This is a genomic window from Streptomyces sp. NPDC006458, from assembly GCF_040612135.1.
In the GTDB taxonomy this organism is placed as follows: Bacteria; Actinomycetota; Actinomycetes; order Streptomycetales; family Streptomycetaceae; genus Streptomyces.
In genome coordinates this window covers 115,836-137,732 of record NZ_JBEXPR010000008.1, presented here as the reverse complement: position 1 = coordinate 137,732, position 21,897 = coordinate 115,836, and the positions used below count along the sequence as shown (strand labels likewise).

The window sequence follows — 21,897 nt, the reverse complement described above, 5'->3', positions numbered from 1 at the left end:
CCTGTCCGGGGGACTCCGCCGGACAGGCCCTAAGGTGCCTTCTGTCCCCCGAACAACAGGAGCACCCATGCCGCAGATCACCGTCGACTACTCGAACCCGGTGGAGGACGCCTTCGACATCGACGGCTTCACCCGGGCGCTGCACGAGGCCGTCGTCACCGTCGCCGCGGCCAAGCCCGACTCCTGCAAGACCCTGATCAGGTACGACTGCCTCTCGGCCTACGGGTACGACGACCCCGAGGACGCCGGGCACGCCCTGGTGCACGTCACCATCGGGCTCCTGGCCGGCCGCTCCGAGGAGACGAAGGCGCGGCTGACGGAGGCCACGCTGGAACTGCTGGGCCGGTACATCGAGCCGGAGGACGGCATCACGCTGCACGCCTCCGCCGAGGTGCGCGAGCTGGACGCCTCCTACCGGAAGTTCGACCGGTAGCGAGGCTCAGGAAGCGAGCTTGACGAGCCGGGTGACCAGGTCCGCGAACGGGCCGTCGCCCGGCTCCTGCCTGAGCAGCGGGCGCAGCAGCGCGGCCATCTCCTCGTCGTGCCCGGCGCTCACCGCGAGCAGCGCGCCGAGGTCCTGCACCAGCTGCGACTCCAGTTCCTCGCGCGGGATGCGCCGACCGTCCAGCCAGATCAGCGCGGTCGACTCGGCGAGCGAGATCCAGGAGCGCACGACCAGTTCGAGCCGGGCCGGCGGCTCGGTGACGCCGAGGTGGGACAGGATCTGCTCGTAGGCGGCCTGGTGCACGGAGTCGACGAGGGCGTTGGTGGTGGAGGAGCCCACGGCCGGACCACCGCGCATCAGCGCGGAGAAGCCGGGGCCGTGCTCGTCCACGAACTCGAAGAACCGGCGCATCACCCGCAGCAGCCGGGCCCCCAGCGGGCCCTCGTGCGGCTCGGTGAACCGGCTCGCCAGATCCTCCGAGGCACGCTTCAACGCGGCCTCGTACAGGCTGAGTTTGCCGGGGAAGTAGTGATACACCAGCGGGCGCGAGATGCCGGCGGCGGAGGCTATCTCGTCGATGGAGACCTCGTCGGGGGAGCGGCGGCTGAACAGTTCGAGAGCGACCCCGATCAACTGCTGCCGGCGCTCCTCGACTCCCATCCTGCGGCGTACCCCGGTAGTCATGCGAACACCTTACCGATCGGATCCGGCCCCGAACGGACCGGACCGACCACGATGTTCCCCGGTTTCCTCACATGTCGAGCACGAGACGGTCACCGCGGGCGCGGGACACACAGATCAGCATCGAGTCGCCCCGCTCGCCGTCCGTGAGCAACTCGTCCCGGTGGTCCACCTCGCCCTCCAGCACCCGCTGCCGGCAGGTCCCGCAGAAGCCCTGCTCGCAGGAGTGGAGGGTGTCCGGCAGCTCCGCCCGCACCGCCGCCAGCACGGTGGTGTCCGCGCCGACGGTCAGCGTCCCCCCGCTGCGGGCCAGCTCGACCTCGAACGCACGGTTGCCGTCGCCGGCGGCGCGGGGCGAGAACCGCTCCAGACGGACGTCCGGCACACGCTCCCGCACGGCCGCCATCAGCCCCTCGGGCCCGCAGCAGTACACCGCGGCCCCCTCGGGGGCGCCCGCGAGGAAGCCTTCCAGGTCGGGCAGACCGGCCTCGTCCTCGGCGACGACGGTCACCTCCCCCCAGGCCCGGCTTCGCCCGCCCGGGGGAACCCCCGTGCCACCGAGCTTGACCACGTCCTCCAGGAACGGCATCGCAGCTCCTCGTCCCGGATGTACGGGAGCACCTGCTTGTAGACGTGCACGAACCACCGCTCGCCCGCCGGCAGCAGCAGGTGCAGCACGTTGATGGTGTGCGTGGTGAAGGGATCGCCGGGCACCCAGTGCAGCGGGGTGTCCTCCCAGGCGAAGGACACCTTCCGCGCCTTGAGCGCGATCCGCTCGGCTTCGGCCGGCCGGGGAAGACGGCCCTGCTTGTTAGACATGCCGTCAATGTACTGACGGGTAAGGGTGAGTGGAACCCTCGTGCGCCCACTTCGCCGACACCGCTTACCGGGACTCGTGCGGTCGCACCCCCGAAGGGGCGCGGGGCCGTGTCCGTTGTGCGGCTCCGCCGCGCGGGCGCGACAGCCGAAGACGAGGGCCGGTCGGCGGACAGCGGCAACCACCCGCCCCCGGCGGCCGCTCAACGCAAGCCGCTGATCACCCGCCCGTCCGCCAGGACACCCCGCAACCCGGCCTGAACCCCCTGCTCCGCCTCCACGGCCAGCAGATTCGCCTCCGCGGGCCCCTCGACCCCACCGGTCGTCCGGACGGACACCACGTCCCGGCTCCCCGCCGCCAGCAGGTACCAGGAACCCGCCGTCGACTTCCACAGCACCCCGGCCAGCACATGCGGATCCCTCGCCCCGCACGCGGCCGTGTTCTCCGCCTTCGCCACCACCGCCCCGTACGCCCCGCCCGGCGTGCGGAACTGCGCCAGTACCCGCGGCCCGCCTCCCCGCCAGGTCTCCGCCCGCGTGCACATCCACTCGGCGCTCCCGCCCGCCTCCGGAAGCGACTGGGTGGCGTAGCTCCAGGCGTTGACCGTCCGCACACCGTGCCCCCGCATGTCCACCAGGGAGCAGGCGTACGGCGCCCAGGTGCGCAGCGCCTGCGCGCCGCTCGCGTCATGGTCCGAGCCCGGCCGCCCGGTGGTCAGCCGGGCCGGCACCAGCTCGCCGAGGTCGGTGGCCACCCGGATGCCCTCCCGGCCGGACAGCTCCAGCACGTTCCAGGACGTACAGGCACCGCTCCTGGTGGCCGGGCTGGCCAGCGGCGAGGTGATCCCGTCGGTGACGGTGAGCTCCGTGGCGCCCGACCCCGGCTTCATCAGGTCCCGCTCGGCCGCCTTCGTCACCCAGGGCGCGGTCAGATAGCGCACGTTGCCGTCGGCCCGGTCCAGCACGACCGCGCTCGCCTCCGCGTGGCTCGCGCCGTCGACCCGTGCGAAGTCGATCGCGGCCCCCGCCGTGCCGTCCTTCGGCTCGGCGTACCGGGCGATGCGCAGCCCGTCGTAGAGGATCACCACCCGCGCGTTGGCCAGGTCTCCCGCGTACAACAGTTGGGGTGGTCCAGGTGGCCCGCCCGAGGGTGTGCCGGGGGTCACCGAGACATGGACCCGCTCGCTCGGGCGGGCCCACACCGCGAGCGCCCGGCGCAGCAGGGCCCGGTCGCCGGTGAGTTCGCCGCGGGCCGGCCACACCGAGAAGTCGGTGCGCGTGGAGCTCTGCCAGGCCGCGGGCGCCACCTTGAGCAGCTTGCCCGGGTCCAGGGCCGCCTCGGCCGAGGGGTTGCGCGCGTACGGCGGGGCGGCGGCCCCGTCACGGCCCCAGCCGTCGCCGGGCAGCCCCAGCAGCGCTCCGCACACCGCCACGGCCGCGGTCGCGGCGAGCGCGGCCTTGAGGTGCTGGCGCCGCCGCATCAGATCGGTCGGCCGCGCCTGGAGCGAACACGCGTCGAACTCGGGGGACTCCAGCAGCGCGTACCGGGCGGGCACCTCGTCCGCCTCGGCCAGCGCGTCCTGCGGGTCGTCGACCCCGGCTGCCTCCAGCACCCGCAGCACATCCGGGTCGGCCAGCCGCTCCAGGCCGCGCAGCACATACGCGGCACGGGCCGGGGCCGACAGCGCCGACAGCCGCTGGTCCAGGGCGAGTTCGTCGGCGCCGCCCGAGCGCGGGAACAGCTTCAGGCCCCACACCTGCGGCAGCGGCGCGGGCAGTTGGGCGCGCCTTGGCCAGGCCCGGAAGGTCAGCGGCAGGCCCGCCTCCAGGGCCGTGCACAGCACCCGCAGCCGGACGAAGGCGTAGCCCGGGTCGCCGGTGCCAGCGCCGCCGTCGGTCTGGACCTGTGCCGGGATCGCGGGGGCGGCGGTGCGGCCGCGCGGCAGGGCGCGCTGGGCGAGGGCGTGCGCGGTCAGGGCTCTGCGGCCCCGGCCGAGGCCGGGCGGCAGCACCAGATAGGCCAGCCGGACCAGCCGCGGATAGTGCTCGACGAGCGCGGCCTCGGCCTGCTCGACGTCGACCACCGGTTCGGCGGGGGAGGAAGATGCGGGGCGCGGGGCGACATCCTGTGACTGCACGTTCAGCAGAACGAGCGAATCGTGCGTCGGTCACCGCCGGGCGGGTCACTCAGGTCCCGGGCTCGACCAGCGCCCGCGCGTAGTCGGCCATCGACCGCTGGTAGCGCGGCAGATGAGGGGCGAGCGCGCCCAGCACGAGGGACAGGCCCTCACGGTCACGGCCCAGACCGGACAGGCACAGTGCCAGCGTCGCCCGTACGGCGTCGTCCAACTCGTCGGAGGGGCCGTTCAGTTCGGGGGTGAGCAGCCGCACGCCCTCCTCCGGCCGCCCCACGTTGCGCAGCGAGCTGGACAGCTGGATCCTCGCCCGCCGCCCCTTGTACCCGGCGAGCCCGCGTGCCAGCGCCTCCCGGTACAGCGGGACCGCCTTGCCGGAGTGGCCCGTGGAGTCCCAGGCGCAGGCCTGCTCGAAGGGGCCGTCCGCGCTGCCCTCGGGCAGTTCCGCGACCAGCGCGTCGATCACCGCCCGGAACGCGGCGGCCTCCTCCTCGGGGTAGTCGTCGAAGGTCGCCCAGGCGGCGGTCACGCGGTCTTCCCAGTCCTTGTCCATCGGCCTACCCTCGCACGCGTGTGCCCGCCGGGGCGGGGAATTTGAGCGGGCCGGGCGCGAGAGCCGTATCGACATGAGGCACCTGCCCCACGCCCGCCCGGAGGACCAGATGAGGCTGTCCCGACCCATGACGTCCGCGCTGCTCGGCGCCACGCTGCTGGCCCTGGCCGGCTGCGGCTCGGAGGAGGGCGCCGAGTCCGTCCCGCCGACCGCGACCGGAAGCCTGGAGCACCTGGCCGCCGAGGCGGACTGCCGGCCCGACGTGCAGACCGACGCCGACGAGATCCGCCAGGCGATCTGCGAGACGGGCGACGGCAAGTACATCCTCGCCACGTTCGCGACCGATCGCGGCCAGCGCGAGTGGATCAACGAGGCCAAGGACTACGGCGGCCACTACCTGGTCGGCCGCAAATGGGTCGCGGTCGGCGAGACCGAGGTCGTCACCGCCCTGCGCGGCACGCTCGGCGGCACGATCGAGGAGGGCAAGTCCCACGGCGCCGGCCACTCGGGCGCTTCCGGCGGCGCCGGCCACTCGGGCGCTTCCCACGGGACCGACGGCTCGGGCGGCGGCCACCACTGAGACACACACGAGCGGGCGGTGGGATCTCCCACCGCCCGCTCTCCCGTGGGGAGCCTCAGCGCGTCACGGGCAGCGCGTCACCGGCAGCGCGAGCCGGAGTTGATGCACCGGACCATCTTGTTCATCAGGTTCTCGTCGAAGACGTTGATGAAGTCGTCATGGTCGGTGCTCGGCTTGTGCAGCTGCTCCGGGAACCCGTCGACCGCGAACGGGTTCTGCACCTGCCCGTTCTCGATCACCGGCGCGTCCACGTCGTAGACGAGCCGCATGACGAGCTGCGGGATGGCCCGGAAGCCGTTCTGGCAGCGGCCGCTCGCGTCGGCGAAGGCCACATGGGTGCGGTGGTTGGCGCTGTCGATGTTCTGGCCGTCCCAGCAGCTCTGGAACTTGAAGGTGCGCACCACGTCGCTGCCGTCGGGGCAGAGCGGGTACTGCTCCTTCAGCTGCCGGTTCTCGAACCCGGTGCAGCTCCAGGAGGCGTTGGCGTTGGCCAGTCCGTTGGTGGTGGTCTTGGCGTCGCCGGTGATGATCCGCAGGAACTTCGGCATCGCCACGACCTTGGACTTCGGGCTGCCGACGAACTTGATCTGCGCCTGCTTGGCCTGCAGGATCCGGCCGACGTTGCCCTCCTTGCCACCGCCGTCGTTGTTCTGGTCGAAGTCCTGCGTGCCGTCCTGCACGCGCAGCACCGGCCAGTAGTACGAGGACTTGTCGCCCTGGTTGGCGCAGGTGGTCCCGGCGGCCGCGAACGTGTCGTTGTTCGCGAAGGCGTCGTTGGCCTGGTTGCCCACGTAGTCGTGCAGGTGGTGGGCGCCGTTGGTGACACCGGGGGCGACGATCACGTTGTCGGTGTTGAACTTCTTGTTCCCGTTCGTCCCGCAACTGCTGGTGAACGTACCGGTGGAGGCGTTGCGGCCGCGGCGCGGCGACTGCACGTTCGGCTGGACGGTGGTGATGTCCACGAAGTCCCCGGCGACGGGGCCGTTGCCGGCCTGACCACCGTTGCCCGGCTGCTGACCGCCGTCGCCGTTCTGACCGTCACCGTTCTGGCCGTCGTCCTGCTGACCGCCGTCCTGCTGCTGGCCGTCGCCGGCCTCGCCCTCGTTGGTCTGGGGCTGCTCCGAGGGGGCGGCGGAACAGTCGGCCAGACCGTCCAGGCTCTCGGGGGCGCTGCCCCCGACCCGGGTGATCTCCAGCTGGATGCGGTCGATGATCGCCTTCCGGCGGTCCTTCAGCGGCTGGAGGATGGTGTTCTGGACGAAGTCGGCGTCCCGGGCCTGGGCGTCCCGGGTGGTCGCCAGCCGCTGGTAGGCCTCGGTGATCTGCTGGTCCAGTGTGGCCAGCTCGCCGTCGACCTCGCCGCGGGCCTGGTTCGGCACGTCGGTGAGCTGCTGGCCCACGTCCGGGCAGTCGATCGTGGCGACCTGCGCCGCGGCCGACTTCGTCCGGTCCGTCCAGCTGTTGTTCTTCTCGTGCGCCGAAGCGTAGAAGTTCGCCCAGATCAGCCCGCCCCCACCGAGCGCTAGGGCCGCCGATGCGGCTATGGCCTTGGTGGCCAGCGGCGTACGGCGTTTTCGTGTGTTGCGTCCCATGGAACTCCTCTGACTTCCTTGCGGGGCAGCATCGAGGCGCCCGACAGGAGTGAAGCGGCTCCTCTCCATACGGGCGTGGTCCCACTGGTGTTCAACCGTCCCGGAAATTGCCGTAGGACTCCTACACGCCAACGACCTTGTGCGGACGCGGTGTTGATGACCGGCAGCCCTCGGTGACGGACGGCGGCCCCGAGGGCCCGCCGCAGGGCCGGACCAGGGGCTTTCGTCGGACGGGTGCCCTCAGTGGTCCCGGTCCAGGAAGGCAGGTACACCCCCGGCCTGCCTGGCGCGTCCCGGGCGTCTCGTCAGGCCGTCGTGGCGGTCTCAGCCCGGGCCTGCCTTGCGCGTCCCGGGCGTCTCGTCAGGCCGTCGTGGCGGTCTCAGCCCGGGCCTGCCTGGCGCGTCTGGGGCGTCTCGTCAGGCCGTCGTGGCGGTCTCACCCCGGGCCTGCCTGGCGCGTCCCGGGCGTCTCGTCAGGCCGTCGTCGCGGACTCAGCCCAGGCATGCTTGAGGCGTCCCGGGCGTCCCGGGCTTCTCGTCAGGCCGTCGTGGCGGACTCACCCCCGGCCGCCTCCAGCACCTTCGCCTCCACCGCCGGGTCCAGCCCGACCGTCGGGCGGTCCGGACGCGTGGGCGCGAGGCCGCCGATGCCGCGCAGCCAGGCCCAGGTGTCGGCGACCGTCTCGGCGACCGGCCGGCAGTCGAGGCCCGTCCGGACGGCACGCGAGACGTCCACACCGTGCAGGGCGTCGTGCAGCTCGCTGTCCGGCGGCACCCACACCGGCAGCTGGGTCCACGGTTCGATGCCCGCGCCGAGGACGACGTCCGGGTCGGTCCAGCGCAGCTCGGCCGCGCCCCCGGTGGCCTCGACGCATGCATCGAGAAGCCCGCCCATCGTCGCGTGCCCGCGCGGGCTCACCAGGTTGTACGGCCCGCTCGCCCCCTGCTCCACCGCGCCCAGCGTCCATGCGGCGAGGTCGCGGGTGTCCACGAACTGGACCGGCAGGTCGCGAGGGCCCGGCGCCAGCACCGGCCCGCCCCGGGCGATCCGGGTCAGCCACCACGGCAGCCGGCCGATGTTCTCGTACGGGCCGAGGATCAGCCCGGCCCGCACCAGCAGCGAGTCGTCCGCGCCGAAGGCCTCCACGGCGGCGAGTTCACCGCCTCGCTTGTTGCGCGCGTAGTCGGTCTGCCCGGCGTCCGCCGCGGCGCCCTCGACCAGCGGCGCGTCCTCGGCGTACCCGGCGGGCGGGGCCCACGCGTACACCGAGCAGCTCGACACGTACACATACCGGCCGGCCCGCCCGCGCAGCAGCCGGGCCGCGTCCAGCACCGCGCTCGGCGCGCCCGACCAGGTGTCCACGACGGCGTCCCACTCGCCCTCGGCCAGCGCGTCCAGCCCACCGGAGGCCGTCCGGTCCCCGACGAGCGCCCGCACACCGGGGACGGGCGCCTGCCGCCCCCGGTTGAACACCGTCACCTCCCAGCCCCGCCCGAGCGCCGCCTCCACGACGCTGCGCCCGACGAAGTGCGAACCACCCAGCACCAGAAGTCTCATGCGGACGACTGTGCCCCGCCGGGGGCGGGTTGGGGAAGCGGACTTAGCCGTGGGCAGAGCGGAACCGGTGAGCCCGGTCCGGTGCCCGGCTCAACGCGCCTGCGGAGGCGTGTACTTGTAGCCGACCCGGCGGACGGTCTGGATCGCCCGGCGGTGCTCCTCGCCCAGCTTGCGGCGCAGCCGGGCGATGTGGACGTCGACCGTGCGGCCGTCGCCGACATGGCCGTAGCCCCAGACCGTGGTGACGAGCTGGTCGCGGGTGTGCACCCGGTGCGGGTTGGCGACGAGATGGGCCAGCAGCTCGAACTCCAGGTAGGTCAGGTCGAGTCGGCGGCCGTCCACCTCGGCCGTGCGCTGGAAGGTGTCGATGCGGACCAGGGACAGGTCGTCGTCCACGGTCAGCTCCGCGACGGCCGGCTCCGGCGGCAGCGGTGCGTGCTGGTCGGCCGGGACGAGGACCAGGTAGCCGACCATCGGCGGCCGGCCCGGCAGGGCGGGCACGGTGTGCTGCGGCGCGGGCAGCCAGGTGGCGCCCGGGGGGAGGAGGTCGGCGAGGGCCGGGACCTCGTCCGGGCCGACGGCACGCAGCCGGTGCCGGGCGGGGTTCTGGGGCGTGGCGGGGAGAGTGGTCAGAGAAGGAGAGGTCGCCATGAGAGGTCAGCTCTTTCGCGCGAGAGGTCGTCGGGTAGTCCGGCGGCCGCCAGATCGTGGTCGGGCTCGCCGAGAGACGTACGTCGTTGCGCGCTGGGCCGAAGGCCGGGGTGTGCGGCTTTAGAGGGCCCGCGCGTTCATCGCGCGGCAACACACCCGGTCGAAGTCGTGGTGCTGACGGGACGGCCAGAAGGGCTGGAGGTCATGGCGACCCGTCGCGGTGATCTTCTGGAAGCTGGCCATGTGCCCATTGAAGCAGACACCCCGACGGAGCGGACCCCCCTCTCACTGTCCGGACACCGGCCCGGCCGGGAACCAACCCCCATTTCCCATATCCCACCAGGCGTTTGAGCCAGTTCAGGGGTTCCACCGAGATGGCCTTGCCCGGGTTGCCGTCCCAGTCCGTGGACAGCCCGGCGGCGGTCAGCGCGGCCACGACCTCCCGGCCCACCGCGGTCGTCGTGGCCTCCGAGCCGTCGAACCCGCCGTAGTGCAGGACCAGTCCGTGGCCCTCGGCCGCGTGCTCGGTGACCTGCTGGTGGAAGAAGACGAACCCGCGCGCGTCCTCGCGCTCCGCGCCGATCTCCGCCATGCCGCAGCTCCGGCAGCAGGTGAAGTTCTCCCGGGCGGTGATGCCGCCGCCCTCCAGCGCCGCGAAGGACCGGGTGATCCGCTCCGGGTCCGTGACGCCCCGCCAGGTCGCCATCTCGGCCACCCGCTCCAGCCACAGCCGGTCCACGAGCCGGCGCGCCTGCGCACCGGACACCGGCCGTTCGTCACCGTCGACGAGGAAGTCCTCGGCCGTCTCGGCGAGACCGCTCCGGGTGGCGTAGCCGCAGGCCAGCCGCAGCCGCACGTGCTCCTCCAGCTGTTCGCGCACCGCGTCCGGCAGTTCGGGCACGTCCTCGTCCGGCCCCATGTCGATCGGCGCCCACGCGGGGCCCGCGTCCCAGCCCTCGGTCTGCCGGGCCCAGCCGATGAGCAGGGAGGCCACCTGCTCGACGTCCGTGAGGTTCGTGCCGTGGAAGTCGTCCGCGCCCGCGCGGTGCTCCAGGCGGTAGTCCCCGCCGTCCTCGTGCCAGACCTGGGCGAACACGTCGGGCAGGTCCGGGACCCGCTGGACGACGATCCAGCGGTCGCCGGGCTCCCCGATCCGCCGCACCAGCTCCCCGAGCCGGTCCTCGGCGGGCCGCAGGTACGTCTCTCCGTGCTCCGTCCAGGCCTTGACGGCCGGACCCCCCTTGATGTCCATGGCGTCACCCTGCCATGCCCCACCGACAACGCGACGGGGGGCGCCCACCTCCATGGTGGACGCCCCCCGTCGGGAAGCCTTGCGGCCGGATCAGACCTGGCCGACCTTCTCCAGGGCGGAGCAGCAGGTGTCGACGATCAGACGCGTCACCACGTACGGGTCGACGTTGGCGTTCGGGCGGCGGTCCTCGATGTAACCCTTGCCGTCCTTCTCGACCTGCCACGGGATGCGGACCGAGGCGCCGCGGTCGGAGACGCCGTAGGAGTACTTGTCCCACGGGGCGGTCTCGTGCAGACCGGTCAGGCGGTCGTCGATGCCGGCGCCGTAGTTCTTGACGTGGTCGAGCGGCTTGGAGCCCTCACCGAGCGACTCGGCGGCGGTGATGATCGCGTCGTAGCCCTCGCGCATCGCCTTGGTGGAGAAGTTGGTGTGCGCGCCGGCGCCGTTCCAGTCGCCCTTGACCGGCTTGGGGTCGAGGGTGGCGGAGATGCCGAAGTCCTCGGAGGTGCGGTAGAGCAGCCAGCGGGCCACCCACAGCTGGTCGGAGACCTCCAGCGGAGACAGCGGGCCGACCTGGAACTCCCACTGGCCGGGCATGACCTCGGCGTTGATGCCGGAGATGCCCAGGCCCGCCTTGAGGCAGTTGTCCAGGTGCTTCTCGACGATGTCGCGGCCGAAGATCTCGTCGGCGCCGACACCGCAGTAGTAGCCGCCCTGCGGGGCGGGGAAGCCGCCCTCGGGGAAGCCGAGCGGGCGGGAGCCGTCGAAGAAGGTGTACTCCTGCTCGATGCCGAAGATCGACTCCTGGGCGGCGAACCGCTCGGCGACCTCGGCGAGCGCGGCACGGGTGTTGGACTCGTGCGGCGTCATGTCGATGTTCAGGACCTCACACAGCACGAGGATGTCGTCGCCGCCGCGGATCGGGTCCGGGCAGGTGAAGACCGGCTTGAGGACGCGGTCCGAGGCGTGGCCCTCGGCCTGGTTCGTGGAGGACCCGTCAAAGCCCCAGATCGGCAGCGCGTCCAGACCGACGGGCCCGCCCGTGATGATCTTGGTCTTGGAGCGGAGCTTGGCGGTCGGCTGGGTGCCGTCGATCCAGATGTACTCAGCCTTGAAGGTCACGGGCCACTTCCTTCGGGGGTGGGTCTTCACACGCTTGCGGGTTCTGCGGCGCTGCGGCACCGGAGCGCCGCCGTCGATGTCGGGCAGCCTGTCAACGGGCGATTTCCCTGTCATTGCTCGAATGTGAACCCCGTGTTACCTGGTGTTGGTGTGCCCCATCTCACGTCGTGAGTCCACGCCGAGTGCGCGGCCCCGCCGGCACGCGCCGTTCGCAGTCGCAGAGGGGTGGGTGGCGGGAGTTCGTATGCGAGGGGATTGCGGCCGCGCCGCCCCCTGGCTCGCCCTCTGCCGCGCGGTCGGCGGCCAGGACCCGTCCGGCGGATCCCCGCCTGCCGCGCGACGCCCGGCGCGCGGGCCAGGCCCTACTCCCGCTCCGCCGCCGGCCCCTGTTCCTGCTCCGCCGCCGCGTCCCGCACGCCGCTCAGAAAGCGGCGGATGGCCGCCCGCTCCCGCTCGTCGCACTCCCTCAGCAGCTCCGCCGCCCGGCCGATGAGCGGCCCGAAGAAGGACCAGCCCAGTTCCACGGCGCGCTCCTCGACCTGTACGACGACCTGGCGCCGGTCCCGCGCCCCGCGCACCCGGCGGACGAGCCCGGCCCTCTCCAGCCGGTCGACCAGGGCCGTGGTGCCCGCCGAGTTCAGCCCGAGCGCGGCGCCGAGCCGCCCGGCGGTCAGCTCCTCGTCCGCGCGCGAGGCGTCCATGAGCGCGATCAGGGCGCGCACGTCCGTGGGGTGCATGCCGTTGCGGTTCGCGAACCGCGCGCTGTGCAGACCGAGTTCGACGGTCGTCGCCCGCAGCAGATGGACGATCTCCAGCTCCGGACCCTGCTCCCGCATCCCGCGCCCCTTCCGACTATCATCTCGCTCCACAACAATCTCGCTCAACGAGATAATAGAGGTGGTGTGGCCCATGAGCACGCACGGAACGTTCGACCCGGACGGCTTTCGCGCCGCGTACGACAAGGTCATGGCGAAGTGGCCGGCCGAACGGGAGACGGTCCGGGTCCCCACGCCGTACGGCACGACCTTCGTGAACATCTGCGGCCCCCACGACGGCCCCCCGCTCCTGCTGCTGCCCGGCGGCGGGGGAGCGACCTCCGCCTCCTGGTACGCGCAGGCCGGTGAGCAGGCCCGGACCCACCGGGTGTACGCCGTCGACCTGGTCGGCGCGCCCGGCCTCAGCGACCGGGCCGGCGACCGACCTCTGCGGACGGCCGCCGACCTCGCGGCGTGGCTGGACGCGCTGCTCGACGGGCTGGGCGTCGACGCGGCTGCCCTGGGCGGGCACTCCTACGGTGCCTGGATCGCCCTGCACTACGCGCTGCACGCACCGCGGCGGGTGCGCCGCCTGTTCCTCCTGGACCCGACAGGCTGTTTCGCCGGGTTCAAGGCGGCGTACCTGCTGCGTGCCCTGCCGATGCTGCTGCGGCCCTCGCCGCGCCGCGTCCGGGCGTTCCTGGAGTGGGAGACCGGGGGTTCCCCCCTGGACCCCGACTGGCTCCACCTCCAGGAGATGGCCGCCGGCTTCCCTTCCACGAGACCGGTGGCCGGACCGCGCCCGGCGCCCGAGGCGCTGCGCGGTCTGCACGTGCCGGTCCTGCTGCTCGTGGCCGCGAACAGCAGGACCCATAACACGTATGCGGTGGCGGACAGGGCGCATGCTCTGCTGCCGCGGGTGGAGGCCGACGTCCTGCCGGACGTCTCCCATCACGCGCTGCCGCAGTCGGCGCCCGACGACGTGGCCCGCCGCCTCAGCGATTTCCTGTCCGGCTGAGCCTCACCCCACCTTCTCGATCACGGCCCGGCGGATCAGGAACTTGCCGGGCTCACGGACCTGCTCGAAGGCGGCGTTGTTCAGCAGGACGCAGCTGCCGGAGACCGAGGTGACCTCGACGGTCGTGGACTTGTTGTTGTCGAGGTTGGTGACCTTCAGCTTCGTGCCGGCCGGGAACTGGCTGCTGGACGCGGCCGGGGCGCCGCCCTCTCCGGAGAGCGTGACGGTGGAGCCGTTGCAGACCTGCTGGCCCGATGCGGCCGGGGGCTGAGCGGCCTGACCGCCGCCCGCCTGCTGGCCACCGCCTGCCTGTTGACCGCCGCCCGCCTGTTGACCGCCGCCTGCCTGCTGGCCACCGCCTGCCTGTTGACCGCCACCCGCCTGCTGGCCCTGCTGGCCCTTCCCTGCCGCCTGGGAGCCCTGAGCCGACTCCCCAACGACGCATCCGGCCGCTTGCTGCTGCACCTTGATCTGTGCGATGACGGCCTCGCGGTTGGCGATCCGCGCCGCCGACTGGGCGTCGGGCCTGGCCCGCTGGTCCGCGATGAACCGCTCGTTGTTGCCGAGCGCGGTGGCGAGCCCCTGGCAGACGGTCGAGTCCTTCGCCGACTGCGCGGCGTTGGAGGTGCTCGCCATGATGAAGGCACCTCCTCCCGCCACCGTAGCGGCGCTCACGAGCAGCGCCACCTTCTTCTTCGCACTGAGAGTCCTCCTACGCGACATGCGCGCCTCCTGGGAGTCGGGAAGAGTACGCCGCTATGTACGAGGACCCGGACGAAGTTACTCAGCGGTCACGCCGGAGGATTCAAGTAACCTACGTCACACCGGAGTTGAGCAACGCTCACGTCTACGGTCCGGCCTGCTCGTACGCCAGCACGTCGTCGTTGACGTACTGGAGCAGGCCCTGCGTCTGCCGGGTCAGCTCCGCCTCGCCGGTCTCGGCGCCGTCGCCCCACTGTCCGTTGGCGAAGACCACGGACCGTACGGTCATCAGCCGCTCGAACAGTCCGGGCGCCCCGGGCGGCACGGTCGGCAGCCCCGCCTCCGGCGCCGGGTCCAGCGAGACGACCTGGTAGGTCACCGGGTCCAGGGAGGCCATCGCGAACACCCGCGAGGCGTCCTCGGGGCGCCGGAAGCTCAGCACGGACACCGTCACCTGTGAGCGCCGGTCCGCGTCCGTGAACAGCGCGGCGGTCATCCGGGCGCACGGCTCGCCCTGTCCGATCAGTTCGGCCAGCTCCGCCGACATCCCGCGCTCGCAGTCGGTGGTGGTCGCCATGTCGACGCGCTCGTAGGCCGAGCCGTCCTCCAGTGTCACCGTCTCCTTCGGGAACGCCTGCTCCGGGCCGATGATCGGGCGGGCCAGGACCGAGGGCAGCGCGCTCGGGGCGTTGGAGGGCTCGCCGATGTCCACGCGGGGAACCGCGGGGGAGCCGGAGGGCTTCGACGTGGTGCTCGGCGTCGGGCCGGAAGCCGCCGCCGGGTCCTCGTCGTCGCCGCCGGTGAACAGCAGGGCACCGGCGACGACGGCCGTCGCCAGCACCCCGCCCGTCACCGCGACCGCCACCCGCCGCCCGCGCCCCCGGCGCATCCGCTCCCGCTCGGCGGTCCGGGCGGCCTGCGGCTCGGGCCCGCCGTAGGGCGCGCCGGGGTGGCCGTAGGTGGGTGCGGGCTGGTGGCCGTACGGGGCCGTGGGCTGGTGGCCGTAGGGGGCCGTGGGCTGGTGGCCGTACGGAGGTGCGGGCTGGTGGCCGTACGGGGCCGTGGGCCGGTGGTCGTACGCAGGTGCGGGCTGGTCGTCGTGTGCGGGCTCGGTTCGGTGGCCGTACACGGGCTCGGCTCGGTGGCCGTACGGCGCCGCCCCGGGCTGTCCCTGAGGCGTTCCCGGCTGCCCGTGGGGCTGGTGCGGCGGCTGTCCGGGCGAGGGCTGGCCGGGCTGTGCGTCGTGGCCGTCGGGCGTTCCATGATCACCGAAAGTCATGGCCGCGGAGGGTAACAGCCCGCCCGACCTCCGCTCACCCCGAGCGACAAACCCTCAACAACCGTATGGAGGCGTCACTTTCGGGACAGCGCGTCCCGCACCGCCTCTTCCGTGCGGCCCACCACCGCCGTGCCGTCCTCCGCGGTGATGATCGGCCGCTGGATCAGCTTGGGGTGCGCGGCCAGCGCCGCGATCCACCGCTCGCGGGAGGCTTCGTCGCGGGCCCACTCCTTGAGACCCAGCTCCTTCGCGACGGCCTCCTGCGTGCGGGTGATGTCCCACGGCTCCAGCCCGAGCCGCTCCAGCACCTCCCTGATCTCGGCCCCGCTGGGCACCTCCTCCAGATAGCGCCGGACGGTGTACTCGGCGCCCTCCGCGTCGAGCAGGCTGATGGCGCTGCGGCACTTGGAACAGGCGGGGTTGATCCAGATCTCCATGGGGTTCACGCTACCTGGTGAGACGCTCGAAAGCCCTTGTGGCCAGGGGCTTTTGTCAGTGGGGGGCGCTAGAATAGAAGCAGTGTTCGAGGGTGTCGCCGAGGTCACCGAAAGGCCTCGGAGGGCACCCTGACCGCGACAGGAGGATGCCCGTGCCCGCTGCCGCACTGAAGCAGAAGCCGCTGCCGACCCAGTCCACCGCGAAGCGACCCGTCCTGCTCGACCTGCCCTACGCGCCCGTGGAGAAGCGGACGTTGCCGCCGGGCCGGCCGCGCGAGTGGTACATCACGCACAACCGCCGCCTGAAGGCGATGCGTCTCGCCATCGCCCTGCTCGACTCCGGCGTCTACGTCCCCAACCAGGCCCGCAACGAGACCATACGCAGCACCGCCGAGCAGATCGGCGTCCACCCGCCGTCGGACACGACCTGCCACATGGTCCGCGCGCTCCTGCGTTACAGCCGGTGACGTCCGCGCCGGGTGCCCGCCGGGCACCCGGCGTTCCCCTTCGCCCCGGCCCTCGCCCGGGGTCCCCTCAGGCCGTCAACTCCCGCTCCAGCGGCGTCCGGAAGCGCGGGGTGAGACGGGTCGCGCCCACCCAGCCGCGCAGCCGTCGCGCCTGCTCCGCGATCGCCGCCTCGGCCTCCCGGCCCACTTCCTCGGAGCCGAGGATCCGCCAGACGATCTCCCCGTCGGCCCGCTGCGCCCAGCCGCCCACGACACGGCCGTTCCACCACACGGTGGGGCCGACGTTGCCGCTGCGGTCGAACAGGGCCGGGCGCAGGTCCGGGGCCAGGTACCAGTCCCGCTGCTGCCAGGCCATCGCCGTCGGGTCCAGGGCGGGCAGCAGCGCCGCCCACGGCTCGGCCGGAGCCGCCGGCGGCTCGCTGTCGCCCGCCGCCACGAACCCCGTGCCCTCGTCCAGCGCGACCTCCTCGGCCCCGGCCGCGGCCAGCGCCCGCCGTACGTCGGTGACCTTCCAGCCCGTCCACCACTTCAGGTCCGCCTCCGTGGCCGGCCCGCAGCACACCAGCCAGCGCCCCAGCAGCGACGCCTGCGCGGCGGCCTCGTCCAGCTCGGGATGCGGGGGAGCGGGCGCCCAGCGGAACCGGCCCGACGTCCAGGAGCCCAGCGGGCGCCCGCGCACCACCTTGCCCTCCGTGCCCAGCACCCTCAGCAGTCGCGACGACACCGTGTGGACGCCCTCGTAACTCTTCCCGGCCGCGTACGCGAACTGCTCGCGCAGTCTCGGCTCGTCCTCGGACAGCTCGGCCGCCGTCGCCTGGCCCCGCCGCTCCAGCGCGGCCAGCGTCGCCCGCTCCACCTCGGCCAGCCAGACCTCGTCGGGCGCCCCGGCCTTCGCCATCGCCGTCACCAGCGCGGCCCGTTCGCGCGCGGCGACCGTCAGCCCCGTCGAGGCATGCACGACCGCCGTCAGCTCCGCCGGGAACACGAACACCGTGCGCCGCATGCCGTGCATCCGGACCAGGGAACGGTCCTCGTACAGCGCGCGCTCGGTCTCCGCCACCGTCCTGGCGGGCTCCGCGAGGCGCGCGCCCACCGAGAGGAACACCGTCGCCGGGTCCGTGCCGTGCAGCGCCACCAGCGCCCCGGTCACCTCCTCCGGGTCCGCCGCCCCCGCCCCGCCCGCCAGCCGGTGCCGCACCCCCAGCCGCGCACGCCGCTCGGCCCCGTCGACATACCGCCGCGCCCGACCCATCTCCGGCCTCCCCGTCGCCGCACCCGTCGCACCCGTCACCGACCTTGTCCCGAAGCCCATCCTGACGGACACCACTGACAAGCGGACCCTCATGCGCCGCGCCCCGCCTCACCCGTTCGCCGCAGCCCGCGTGCGCACGCCCCGCCCGGCGGCTTTCACTGCGATCAGGACAGTGCGCGAGAGGGGAGGTGTGCCGGCATGACCACGCCCGCCGAACGCACTGAGCAGGGCAGGGCGGCACGCAAACGCGTGCCCCGGACCTCGCACGCCGAGTGGCTCGCGCCGGTCGACCGGCCGGACCCCGTCGGCGTACTGGAACGGCAGGGCCGCGACCGGCTGACGGAGCTGCTGCCCGTGCGGTACGGGCGGATGGCCGCCTCACCGTTCGCCTTCCTGCGCGGCGGGGCCGCGGTGATGGCCGGCGACCTCGCGACACGGCCCCACAGCGGACTGACCGTGCAACTGTGCGGGGACGCCCACCTGCTGAACTTCGGCGTGTTCGCCTCCCCGGAGCGCGCCCTGCTGTTCGACCTCAACGACTTCGACGAGACCTTCCCCGGACCCTTCGAGTGGGACGTCAAACGGCTCGCCGCCAGCGTCGCCGTGGCCGCGCGCGAGAACGGCCACAGCGACGACAAGGCCCGCCGCGCCGCCCTGGAGTCGGTCGCCGCCTACCGCACCGCCATCCGGCGGCTGTCCCGGCTCGGCGAACTCGACGTCTGGTACGAGCGCATCGACGCCGACAGCCTGCTGCCCCTGCTGCGCTCGTCCCGCCGCCGCACCCGCGCCGAGGCCAGCCTCACCCGGGCCCGCCGCCGCACCAGCCTCCACGCCCTCGGCAAGCTGACCGAGGTCGTCGACGGGCGGCGCCGCATCATCCAGGACCCGCCGCTCATCGAACCGGCCGGAGTGTCCGACACGGCGGCCATCCGCAAGATCTTCAGCGACTACCGGTCCACCCTCTCCGAGGAACGCCGTCTGCTCCTGGACCGCTACCGCTTCGTCGACGCCGCCCGCAAGGTCGTCGGCGTCGGCAGCGTCGGCATGCGCTGCTTCATCGTGCTGCTCTCCGCACGGGACGGCGACGACCCGCTGTTCCTCCAGATCAAGGAGGCCCGCAAGTCGGTCCTGGAGGAGTTCCTGCCGAGCGGCCCCTACCTCCACCCCGGTCACCGCGTGGTCGCCGGGCAGCGGCTGATGCAGGCCGCCGGCGACATCTTCCTCGGCTGGATGACCGGACCGCAGGGCCGCGCCTTCTACTGGCGCCAGCTGCGCGACATGAAGGGCTCCGCGGACGTGGCCGGGATGGGCCCCTCCGACCTCGTCCTGTACGCCCGGCTGTGCGGGACCGCGCTGGCCCGCGCCCACGCCCGCTCCGGCGACCGCGTCGCCATCGCCGGCTACCTCGGCGGCGCCGACACCTTCGAACGCGCCGTCGCCGACTTCGCCCTGCGCTACGCCGACCAGACCCTGACCGACCACGCGTCCCTCGGCGCGGCGATCGCGGCGGGGGTGGTGGGGGCGACGCCGGACGCGTGACGGGGCCTGGGAAGGGAACGGCTCCCGGGCGTCACATCCCGGGTGCCCCCCACACCGGGAACCACCGCCCCAGGTCCTCCTCGACGCGCAGGTCGCCCGCGAGCGCCGCGCGCACCTCCAGCTCCAGCGCGTTGTCCCGGCGCTCGCCGGGGAGCGGGGCGAAAGGATAGAAGGTGCCGCGCTTGTACAGGTAGACGAGGGCCAGTCCGCGCCCGCTCTCGTCGCGGAAGCCCGCCAGGGAGCAGAGCAGTTGCGGCCCGAAGCCGTTGGCCTCCATGGAACTGTTCACCGCGTGCAGGTCGTTGACCAGCTGGGGCAGCTCGTCGGGGGAGCGGCGGGAGATCAGCCAGGAGTAGCCGTAGCCGTCCTCCGTCAGCTCCACGGGTGGACCGTCCCGCTCCGCGTCCGCGTCCAGCAGGGCCCGTACCTCGCGGTGCGTCTGCTCGAAGGCGGCGCCCTCCACCGTCGCGAAGCACACCGCGCCCTGGCCGGTCGGGACGAACCCGGCCGCGGCCTCCAGCGTGACGGCGGCCGCGGGCAGCGCGAACAGCCGGTCCAGATCGGGCACGGCCGGCTTGGACCGGCCCAGCAGAATGTCCAGCAGCCTCATCCCGGCGCCCCGTCTCAGCCGGACTTCCCCGGCGCCGCCGCCTCACCCAGCTCGCCCGAGATCCGCCCCAGCTGCTCCAGCCGCTGCTCCAGTGTCGGGTGGGTGGAGAACAGCCGGGAGAGCCCGGAGCCCAGCGCCGGGGTGAAGTAGAAGGCGTTGAAGGCCTGCGCGGTCCGCAGGTCCTTCGTCGGGATCCGCGCGATGTCCCCGGTCACCTTCGTCAGGGCCGAGGCCAGCGCCGAGGGCCGCCCGGTGAGCAGCGCCGCGGCCCGGTCGGCGGCCAGCTCCCGGTAGCGGGACAGGGCCCGGATGAGCAGGAAACTGATCGCGTACACGGCGGCGGACACGGCCATCACGAGGACGAACACGACCGCGGTGTTCTGGTCCCGCCGCCCGCCGCCGAACAGCTGCGAGTAGAAGGCGAACCGCACGATCAGCCCCGCGATCACCCCTAGGAACGACGCGACCGTGATCACCGCGACGTCCTTGTGCGCCACGTGCGACAGCTCGTGCGCGAGCACCCCCTCCAGCTCGCCCGGCCCCAGCCTGCGCAGCAGTCCGGTCGTCACGCACACCACCGCGTTGTCGGGATTGCGCCCGGTCGCGAACGCGTTCGGCATGTCCATCGCCGACACCGCCACCACCGGCTTCGGCATGTCCGCCAGCGCGCACAGCCGGTCCACCACGGCGTGCAGCTCGGGATACTCCTCCCGCTCCACGACCCGCCCGCGCATCGCGTACAGCGCGATGCGGTCCGAGAACCAGTACTGCGCCCCCAGCAGCCCGGCCGCGACCAGCACGACCAGCACCCAGGACTTCAGCAGCACGATCAACGCGGCCACGAACGCCACGTAGAGCAGCCCGAGCAGGAACAGCGTGACCGTCATCCGCACGGTCAGCCGCCGATCGTTCCTAAAGCGGCTGTGCATGATGCACCACCCTGCACTCAAACACTCGTCCCACTGCCCAGTGTGCACCCGTGGGCCCCGCTCGACCGGCCGTCGCCTGCTCAGGCCGGCAGCCCCGCCTCCCGCTTGCGCCGGACCAGCACGTAGTCGCTGAACAGATACCCGGCCCGGTCCAGCAACGCCCCGACCTCCGGGTCGCACAACGGCACCCGCGGGCCCGCGTGCCAGCCCTGCACGGACGACTCGGCCCAGGCGCGCATCTTGGGGTCACAGTCGTCCAGCAGCGCCACCGCCGCCCGCAGCCGCGTCAGTCCGTCGCAGGCGTGAAGCAGCCGGAACGCGGCCAGGCGCACCTGCCGGGGCCGGTCGGGCGCGGCCCGCTCGCTCAGCCAGTCCTGCGGCAGGCTCCGCGCGGACGGCAGCAGTGCGAGGGTGGTCTCCCGTACGACCGAGGGCGCCGGGTCGTCGAGCAGCGGCAGCAGCCGCCCGGCGTCCACGGAGTCCAGCAGCCGCAGCCCGGCCACCGCCCGCGCCCGCACTGCGGGCGTCGGGTGGTCGATCAGCGTCCACAGCAGCGCCGCGTCCGCCCGGTCCCCGCACTCGGCGAGCCCGATGACCGCGCCGGGCACGGCCTCCACGGCACACCGCTCGCGATACCAGGTCACCGGATCGCCTTCGCCCTGCCGCACGACGTACCGTGCGCAGGCCCGCACCAGCGCCGACCGGTCGGCGAGAAACGGCTCCGCCTGCGCGTACCGCCCCGCCGTCCGCAGCGCGGTGACCCCGGCGGCCCGCGGCCGCGGACCCCGTGCCCCGAGCAGGGCAGGCAGGACGTCGTCGTACGCCCCGCTCTCCCGTACGGCGGCCAGAGCCGTGTCGGCGCACAGGTCCTGGAGGGTGACGTCGCTGTCGCGTGCGGCGGTGCGGGCCAGTTCGGCGGGGGAGAAGTACCCGAGCCGCACCGCGAGCCGCACGGCGAAGCGGCGTACGGCCCGGTCCTCGGCGCCGCACAGCGGACGCAGCAGCTCGGGCGGGGCCAGGCGCAGAACCTCGCCGAGCAGCTCCACGGCGTGGGTACCACGCTCCCTGCGGCCCACCCGCAGGATCAGCGGCGCGAGGGCCGCCGCGCGGGGCACGTCCAGACGCTCGGCCAGCAGCGCCCGCGCCCGCTCCCGCACGGGCGCGACCCAGTCCGCGCTGCGGATGACGAGGAGGGGCAGCAGGTCGGGACGGTCCGCGGCCCTGTCCAGGGCGGCCTCACGGACGCGGCCGTCGTGGTGGCACAGGGCGAGCGCCAGCTCGGGCTCGGTGAGGTCCTTGACGCGCAGGAGACGGGAGCGCAGCCGTCCGGGCCGCACGCGCTCCGCCGAGGGCAGCAGCGCGGGCGGGCAGTGGTCACGCACGCCCAGATCGAACGCCGTCCACTTGGCCGGGTCCGTCACATACAGCGCGGTCCGCAGCGGGATGCCCTCGGCCAGCAGCATCGCACCCACCCCGCCGACCCAGATCTCCTCGCTCACCATCGCCCCCTTCCGGCCGGACGAT

The 21,897-nt window shown here is 73.2% G+C and carries 21 protein-coding genes and 2 pseudogenes; 5 read left to right on the top strand and 18 right to left on the bottom strand.

Annotated features, from left to right (window positions below; translation table 11 throughout):
• Positions 1–67: 67 nt before the first annotated feature.
• On the top strand, positions 68–433 hold the full coding sequence (locus ABZZ79_RS13340; RefSeq protein WP_356689047.1) for an isomerase: 366 nt from the start codon (positions 68–70) through the stop codon (positions 431–433).
• A gap of 6 nt (positions 434–439) precedes the next feature.
• Here the strand turns inward: ABZZ79_RS13340 and ABZZ79_RS13335 are convergent, their stop codons facing one another.
• From ABZZ79_RS13335 to ABZZ79_RS13315, 5 genes and pseudogenes are all read right to left on the bottom strand, one after another.
• Positions 440–1,129 (bottom strand): TetR/AcrR family transcriptional regulator, encoded by a 690-nt coding sequence (locus ABZZ79_RS13335; RefSeq protein WP_356689046.1) that lies wholly within the window; start codon positions 1,127–1,129, stop codon positions 440–442.
• Positions 1,130–1,196: 67 nt separating this feature from the next.
• Positions 1,197–1,739: pseudogene (locus ABZZ79_RS13330) on the bottom strand (iron-sulfur cluster-binding domain-containing protein); the annotation flags it as partial.
• Positions 1,715–1,945: pseudogene (locus ABZZ79_RS13325) on the bottom strand (metal-dependent hydrolase); the annotation flags it as partial. The pseudogenes ABZZ79_RS13325 and ABZZ79_RS13330, both read right to left, overlap by 25 nt.
• A 200-nt stretch (positions 1,946–2,145) precedes the next feature.
• The gene (locus ABZZ79_RS13320; protein ID WP_356689045.1) at positions 2,146–4,080 is read right to left on the bottom strand and encodes a hypothetical protein; all 1,935 of its coding nucleotides are present in this window, start codon (positions 4,078–4,080) and stop codon (positions 2,146–2,148) included.
• Positions 4,081–4,129: 49 nt separating this feature from the next.
• Positions 4,130–4,630, bottom strand: a complete 501-nt coding sequence (locus ABZZ79_RS13315; RefSeq protein WP_356689044.1) for a tetratricopeptide repeat protein — start codon at positions 4,628–4,630, stop codon at positions 4,130–4,132.
• Between the two features lie 109 nt (positions 4,631–4,739).
• Here ABZZ79_RS13315 and ABZZ79_RS13310 point away from each other — a divergent pair, with 109 nt between their 5' ends.
• The gene (locus ABZZ79_RS13310; protein WP_356689043.1) at positions 4,740–5,210 is read left to right on the top strand and encodes a hypothetical protein; all 471 of its coding nucleotides are present in this window, start codon (positions 4,740–4,742) and stop codon (positions 5,208–5,210) included.
• Between the two features lie 77 nt (positions 5,211–5,287).
• Here ABZZ79_RS13310 and ABZZ79_RS13305 read toward each other — a convergent pair whose 3' ends face one another.
• From ABZZ79_RS13305 to ABZZ79_RS13280, 6 genes are all read right to left on the bottom strand, one after another.
• A complete protein-coding gene (locus ABZZ79_RS13305) occupies positions 5,288–6,802 on the bottom strand; it encodes a DUF1996 domain-containing protein (protein ID WP_356689042.1) in 1,515 nt (504 codons plus the stop codon).
• A gap of 538 nt (positions 6,803–7,340) precedes the next feature.
• The gene (locus tag ABZZ79_RS13300) at positions 7,341–8,360 is read right to left on the bottom strand and encodes an NAD-dependent epimerase/dehydratase family protein (RefSeq protein WP_356689041.1); all 1,020 of its coding nucleotides are present in this window, start codon (positions 8,358–8,360) and stop codon (positions 7,341–7,343) included.
• A gap of 90 nt (positions 8,361–8,450) precedes the next feature.
• Positions 8,451–9,011: a winged helix-turn-helix domain-containing protein gene (locus ABZZ79_RS13295; RefSeq protein ID WP_356689040.1), complete on the bottom strand. Its 561-nt coding sequence runs from the start codon at positions 9,009–9,011 to the stop codon at positions 8,451–8,453.
• A 202-nt stretch (positions 9,012–9,213) separates the two neighbouring features.
• Positions 9,214–10,263, bottom strand: a complete 1,050-nt coding sequence (locus tag ABZZ79_RS13290; RefSeq protein WP_356689039.1) for a hypothetical protein — start codon at positions 10,261–10,263, stop codon at positions 9,214–9,216.
• Between the two features lie 90 nt (positions 10,264–10,353).
• Positions 10,354–11,385 carry a glutamine synthetase gene (gene glnII, locus ABZZ79_RS13285; protein ID WP_356689038.1) on the bottom strand — a complete coding sequence of 344 codons (1,032 nt, stop codon included), beginning with the start codon at positions 11,383–11,385 and terminating at the stop codon, positions 10,354–10,356.
• A 362-nt stretch (positions 11,386–11,747) separates the two neighbouring features.
• Positions 11,748–12,221 carry a helix-turn-helix domain-containing protein gene (locus ABZZ79_RS13280; RefSeq protein WP_356689037.1) on the bottom strand — a complete coding sequence of 158 codons (474 nt, stop codon included), beginning with the start codon at positions 12,219–12,221 and terminating at the stop codon, positions 11,748–11,750.
• Positions 12,222–12,294: 73 nt separating this feature from the next.
• On the opposite strand from ABZZ79_RS13280, the gene ABZZ79_RS13275 reads away from it, so the two are divergent.
• The gene (locus ABZZ79_RS13275; protein WP_356689036.1) at positions 12,295–13,158 is read left to right on the top strand and encodes an alpha/beta hydrolase; all 864 of its coding nucleotides are present in this window, start codon (positions 12,295–12,297) and stop codon (positions 13,156–13,158) included.
• Between the two features lie 3 nt (positions 13,159–13,161).
• Here the strand turns inward: ABZZ79_RS13275 and ABZZ79_RS13270 are convergent, their stop codons facing one another.
• From ABZZ79_RS13270 to ABZZ79_RS13260, 3 genes are all read right to left on the bottom strand, one after another.
• Entirely contained in the window at positions 13,162–13,881 is a 720-nt protein-coding gene (locus ABZZ79_RS13270) for a hypothetical protein (protein ID WP_356689035.1), read from the bottom strand.
• Between the two features lie 124 nt (positions 13,882–14,005).
• Positions 14,006–15,139, bottom strand: coding sequence for a hypothetical protein (locus ABZZ79_RS13265; protein WP_356689034.1), 1,134 nt, complete (start codon positions 15,137–15,139; stop codon positions 14,006–14,008).
• Positions 15,140–15,213: 74 nt separating this feature from the next.
• Entirely contained in the window at positions 15,214–15,576 is a 363-nt protein-coding gene (locus ABZZ79_RS13260; RefSeq protein WP_356689033.1) for an arsenate reductase family protein, read from the bottom strand.
• A gap of 152 nt (positions 15,577–15,728) precedes the next feature.
• On the opposite strand from ABZZ79_RS13260, the gene ABZZ79_RS13255 reads away from it, so the two are divergent.
• Entirely contained in the window at positions 15,729–16,043 is a 315-nt protein-coding gene (locus ABZZ79_RS13255; protein WP_356689032.1) for a hypothetical protein, read from the top strand.
• 67 nt (positions 16,044–16,110) lie between these two features.
• Here ABZZ79_RS13255 and ABZZ79_RS13250 read toward each other — a convergent pair whose 3' ends face one another.
• The gene (locus tag ABZZ79_RS13250) at positions 16,111–17,295 is read right to left on the bottom strand and encodes a winged helix DNA-binding domain-containing protein (RefSeq protein ID WP_356689031.1); all 1,185 of its coding nucleotides are present in this window, start codon (positions 17,293–17,295) and stop codon (positions 16,111–16,113) included.
• 198 nt (positions 17,296–17,493) lie between these two features.
• Here ABZZ79_RS13250 and ABZZ79_RS13245 point away from each other — a divergent pair, with 198 nt between their 5' ends.
• Entirely contained in the window at positions 17,494–18,834 is a 1,341-nt protein-coding gene (locus tag ABZZ79_RS13245) for a DUF2252 domain-containing protein (RefSeq protein WP_356689030.1), read from the top strand.
• A gap of 31 nt (positions 18,835–18,865) precedes the next feature.
• Here ABZZ79_RS13245 and ABZZ79_RS13240 read toward each other — a convergent pair whose 3' ends face one another.
• The 3 genes from ABZZ79_RS13240 to ABZZ79_RS13230 form a co-directional block, all read right to left on the bottom strand.
• Positions 18,866–19,444, bottom strand: a complete 579-nt coding sequence (locus tag ABZZ79_RS13240) for a hypothetical protein (protein ID WP_356689029.1) — start codon at positions 19,442–19,444, stop codon at positions 18,866–18,868.
• Between the two features lie 14 nt (positions 19,445–19,458).
• A complete protein-coding gene (gene htpX / locus ABZZ79_RS13235; protein ID WP_356689028.1) occupies positions 19,459–20,373 on the bottom strand; it encodes a zinc metalloprotease HtpX in 915 nt (304 codons plus the stop codon).
• Positions 20,374–20,453: 80 nt separating this feature from the next.
• Positions 20,454–21,875 (bottom strand): hypothetical protein, encoded by a 1,422-nt coding sequence (locus tag ABZZ79_RS13230; RefSeq protein ID WP_356689027.1) that lies wholly within the window; start codon positions 21,873–21,875, stop codon positions 20,454–20,456.
• Positions 21,876–21,897 lie beyond the last annotated feature (22 nt).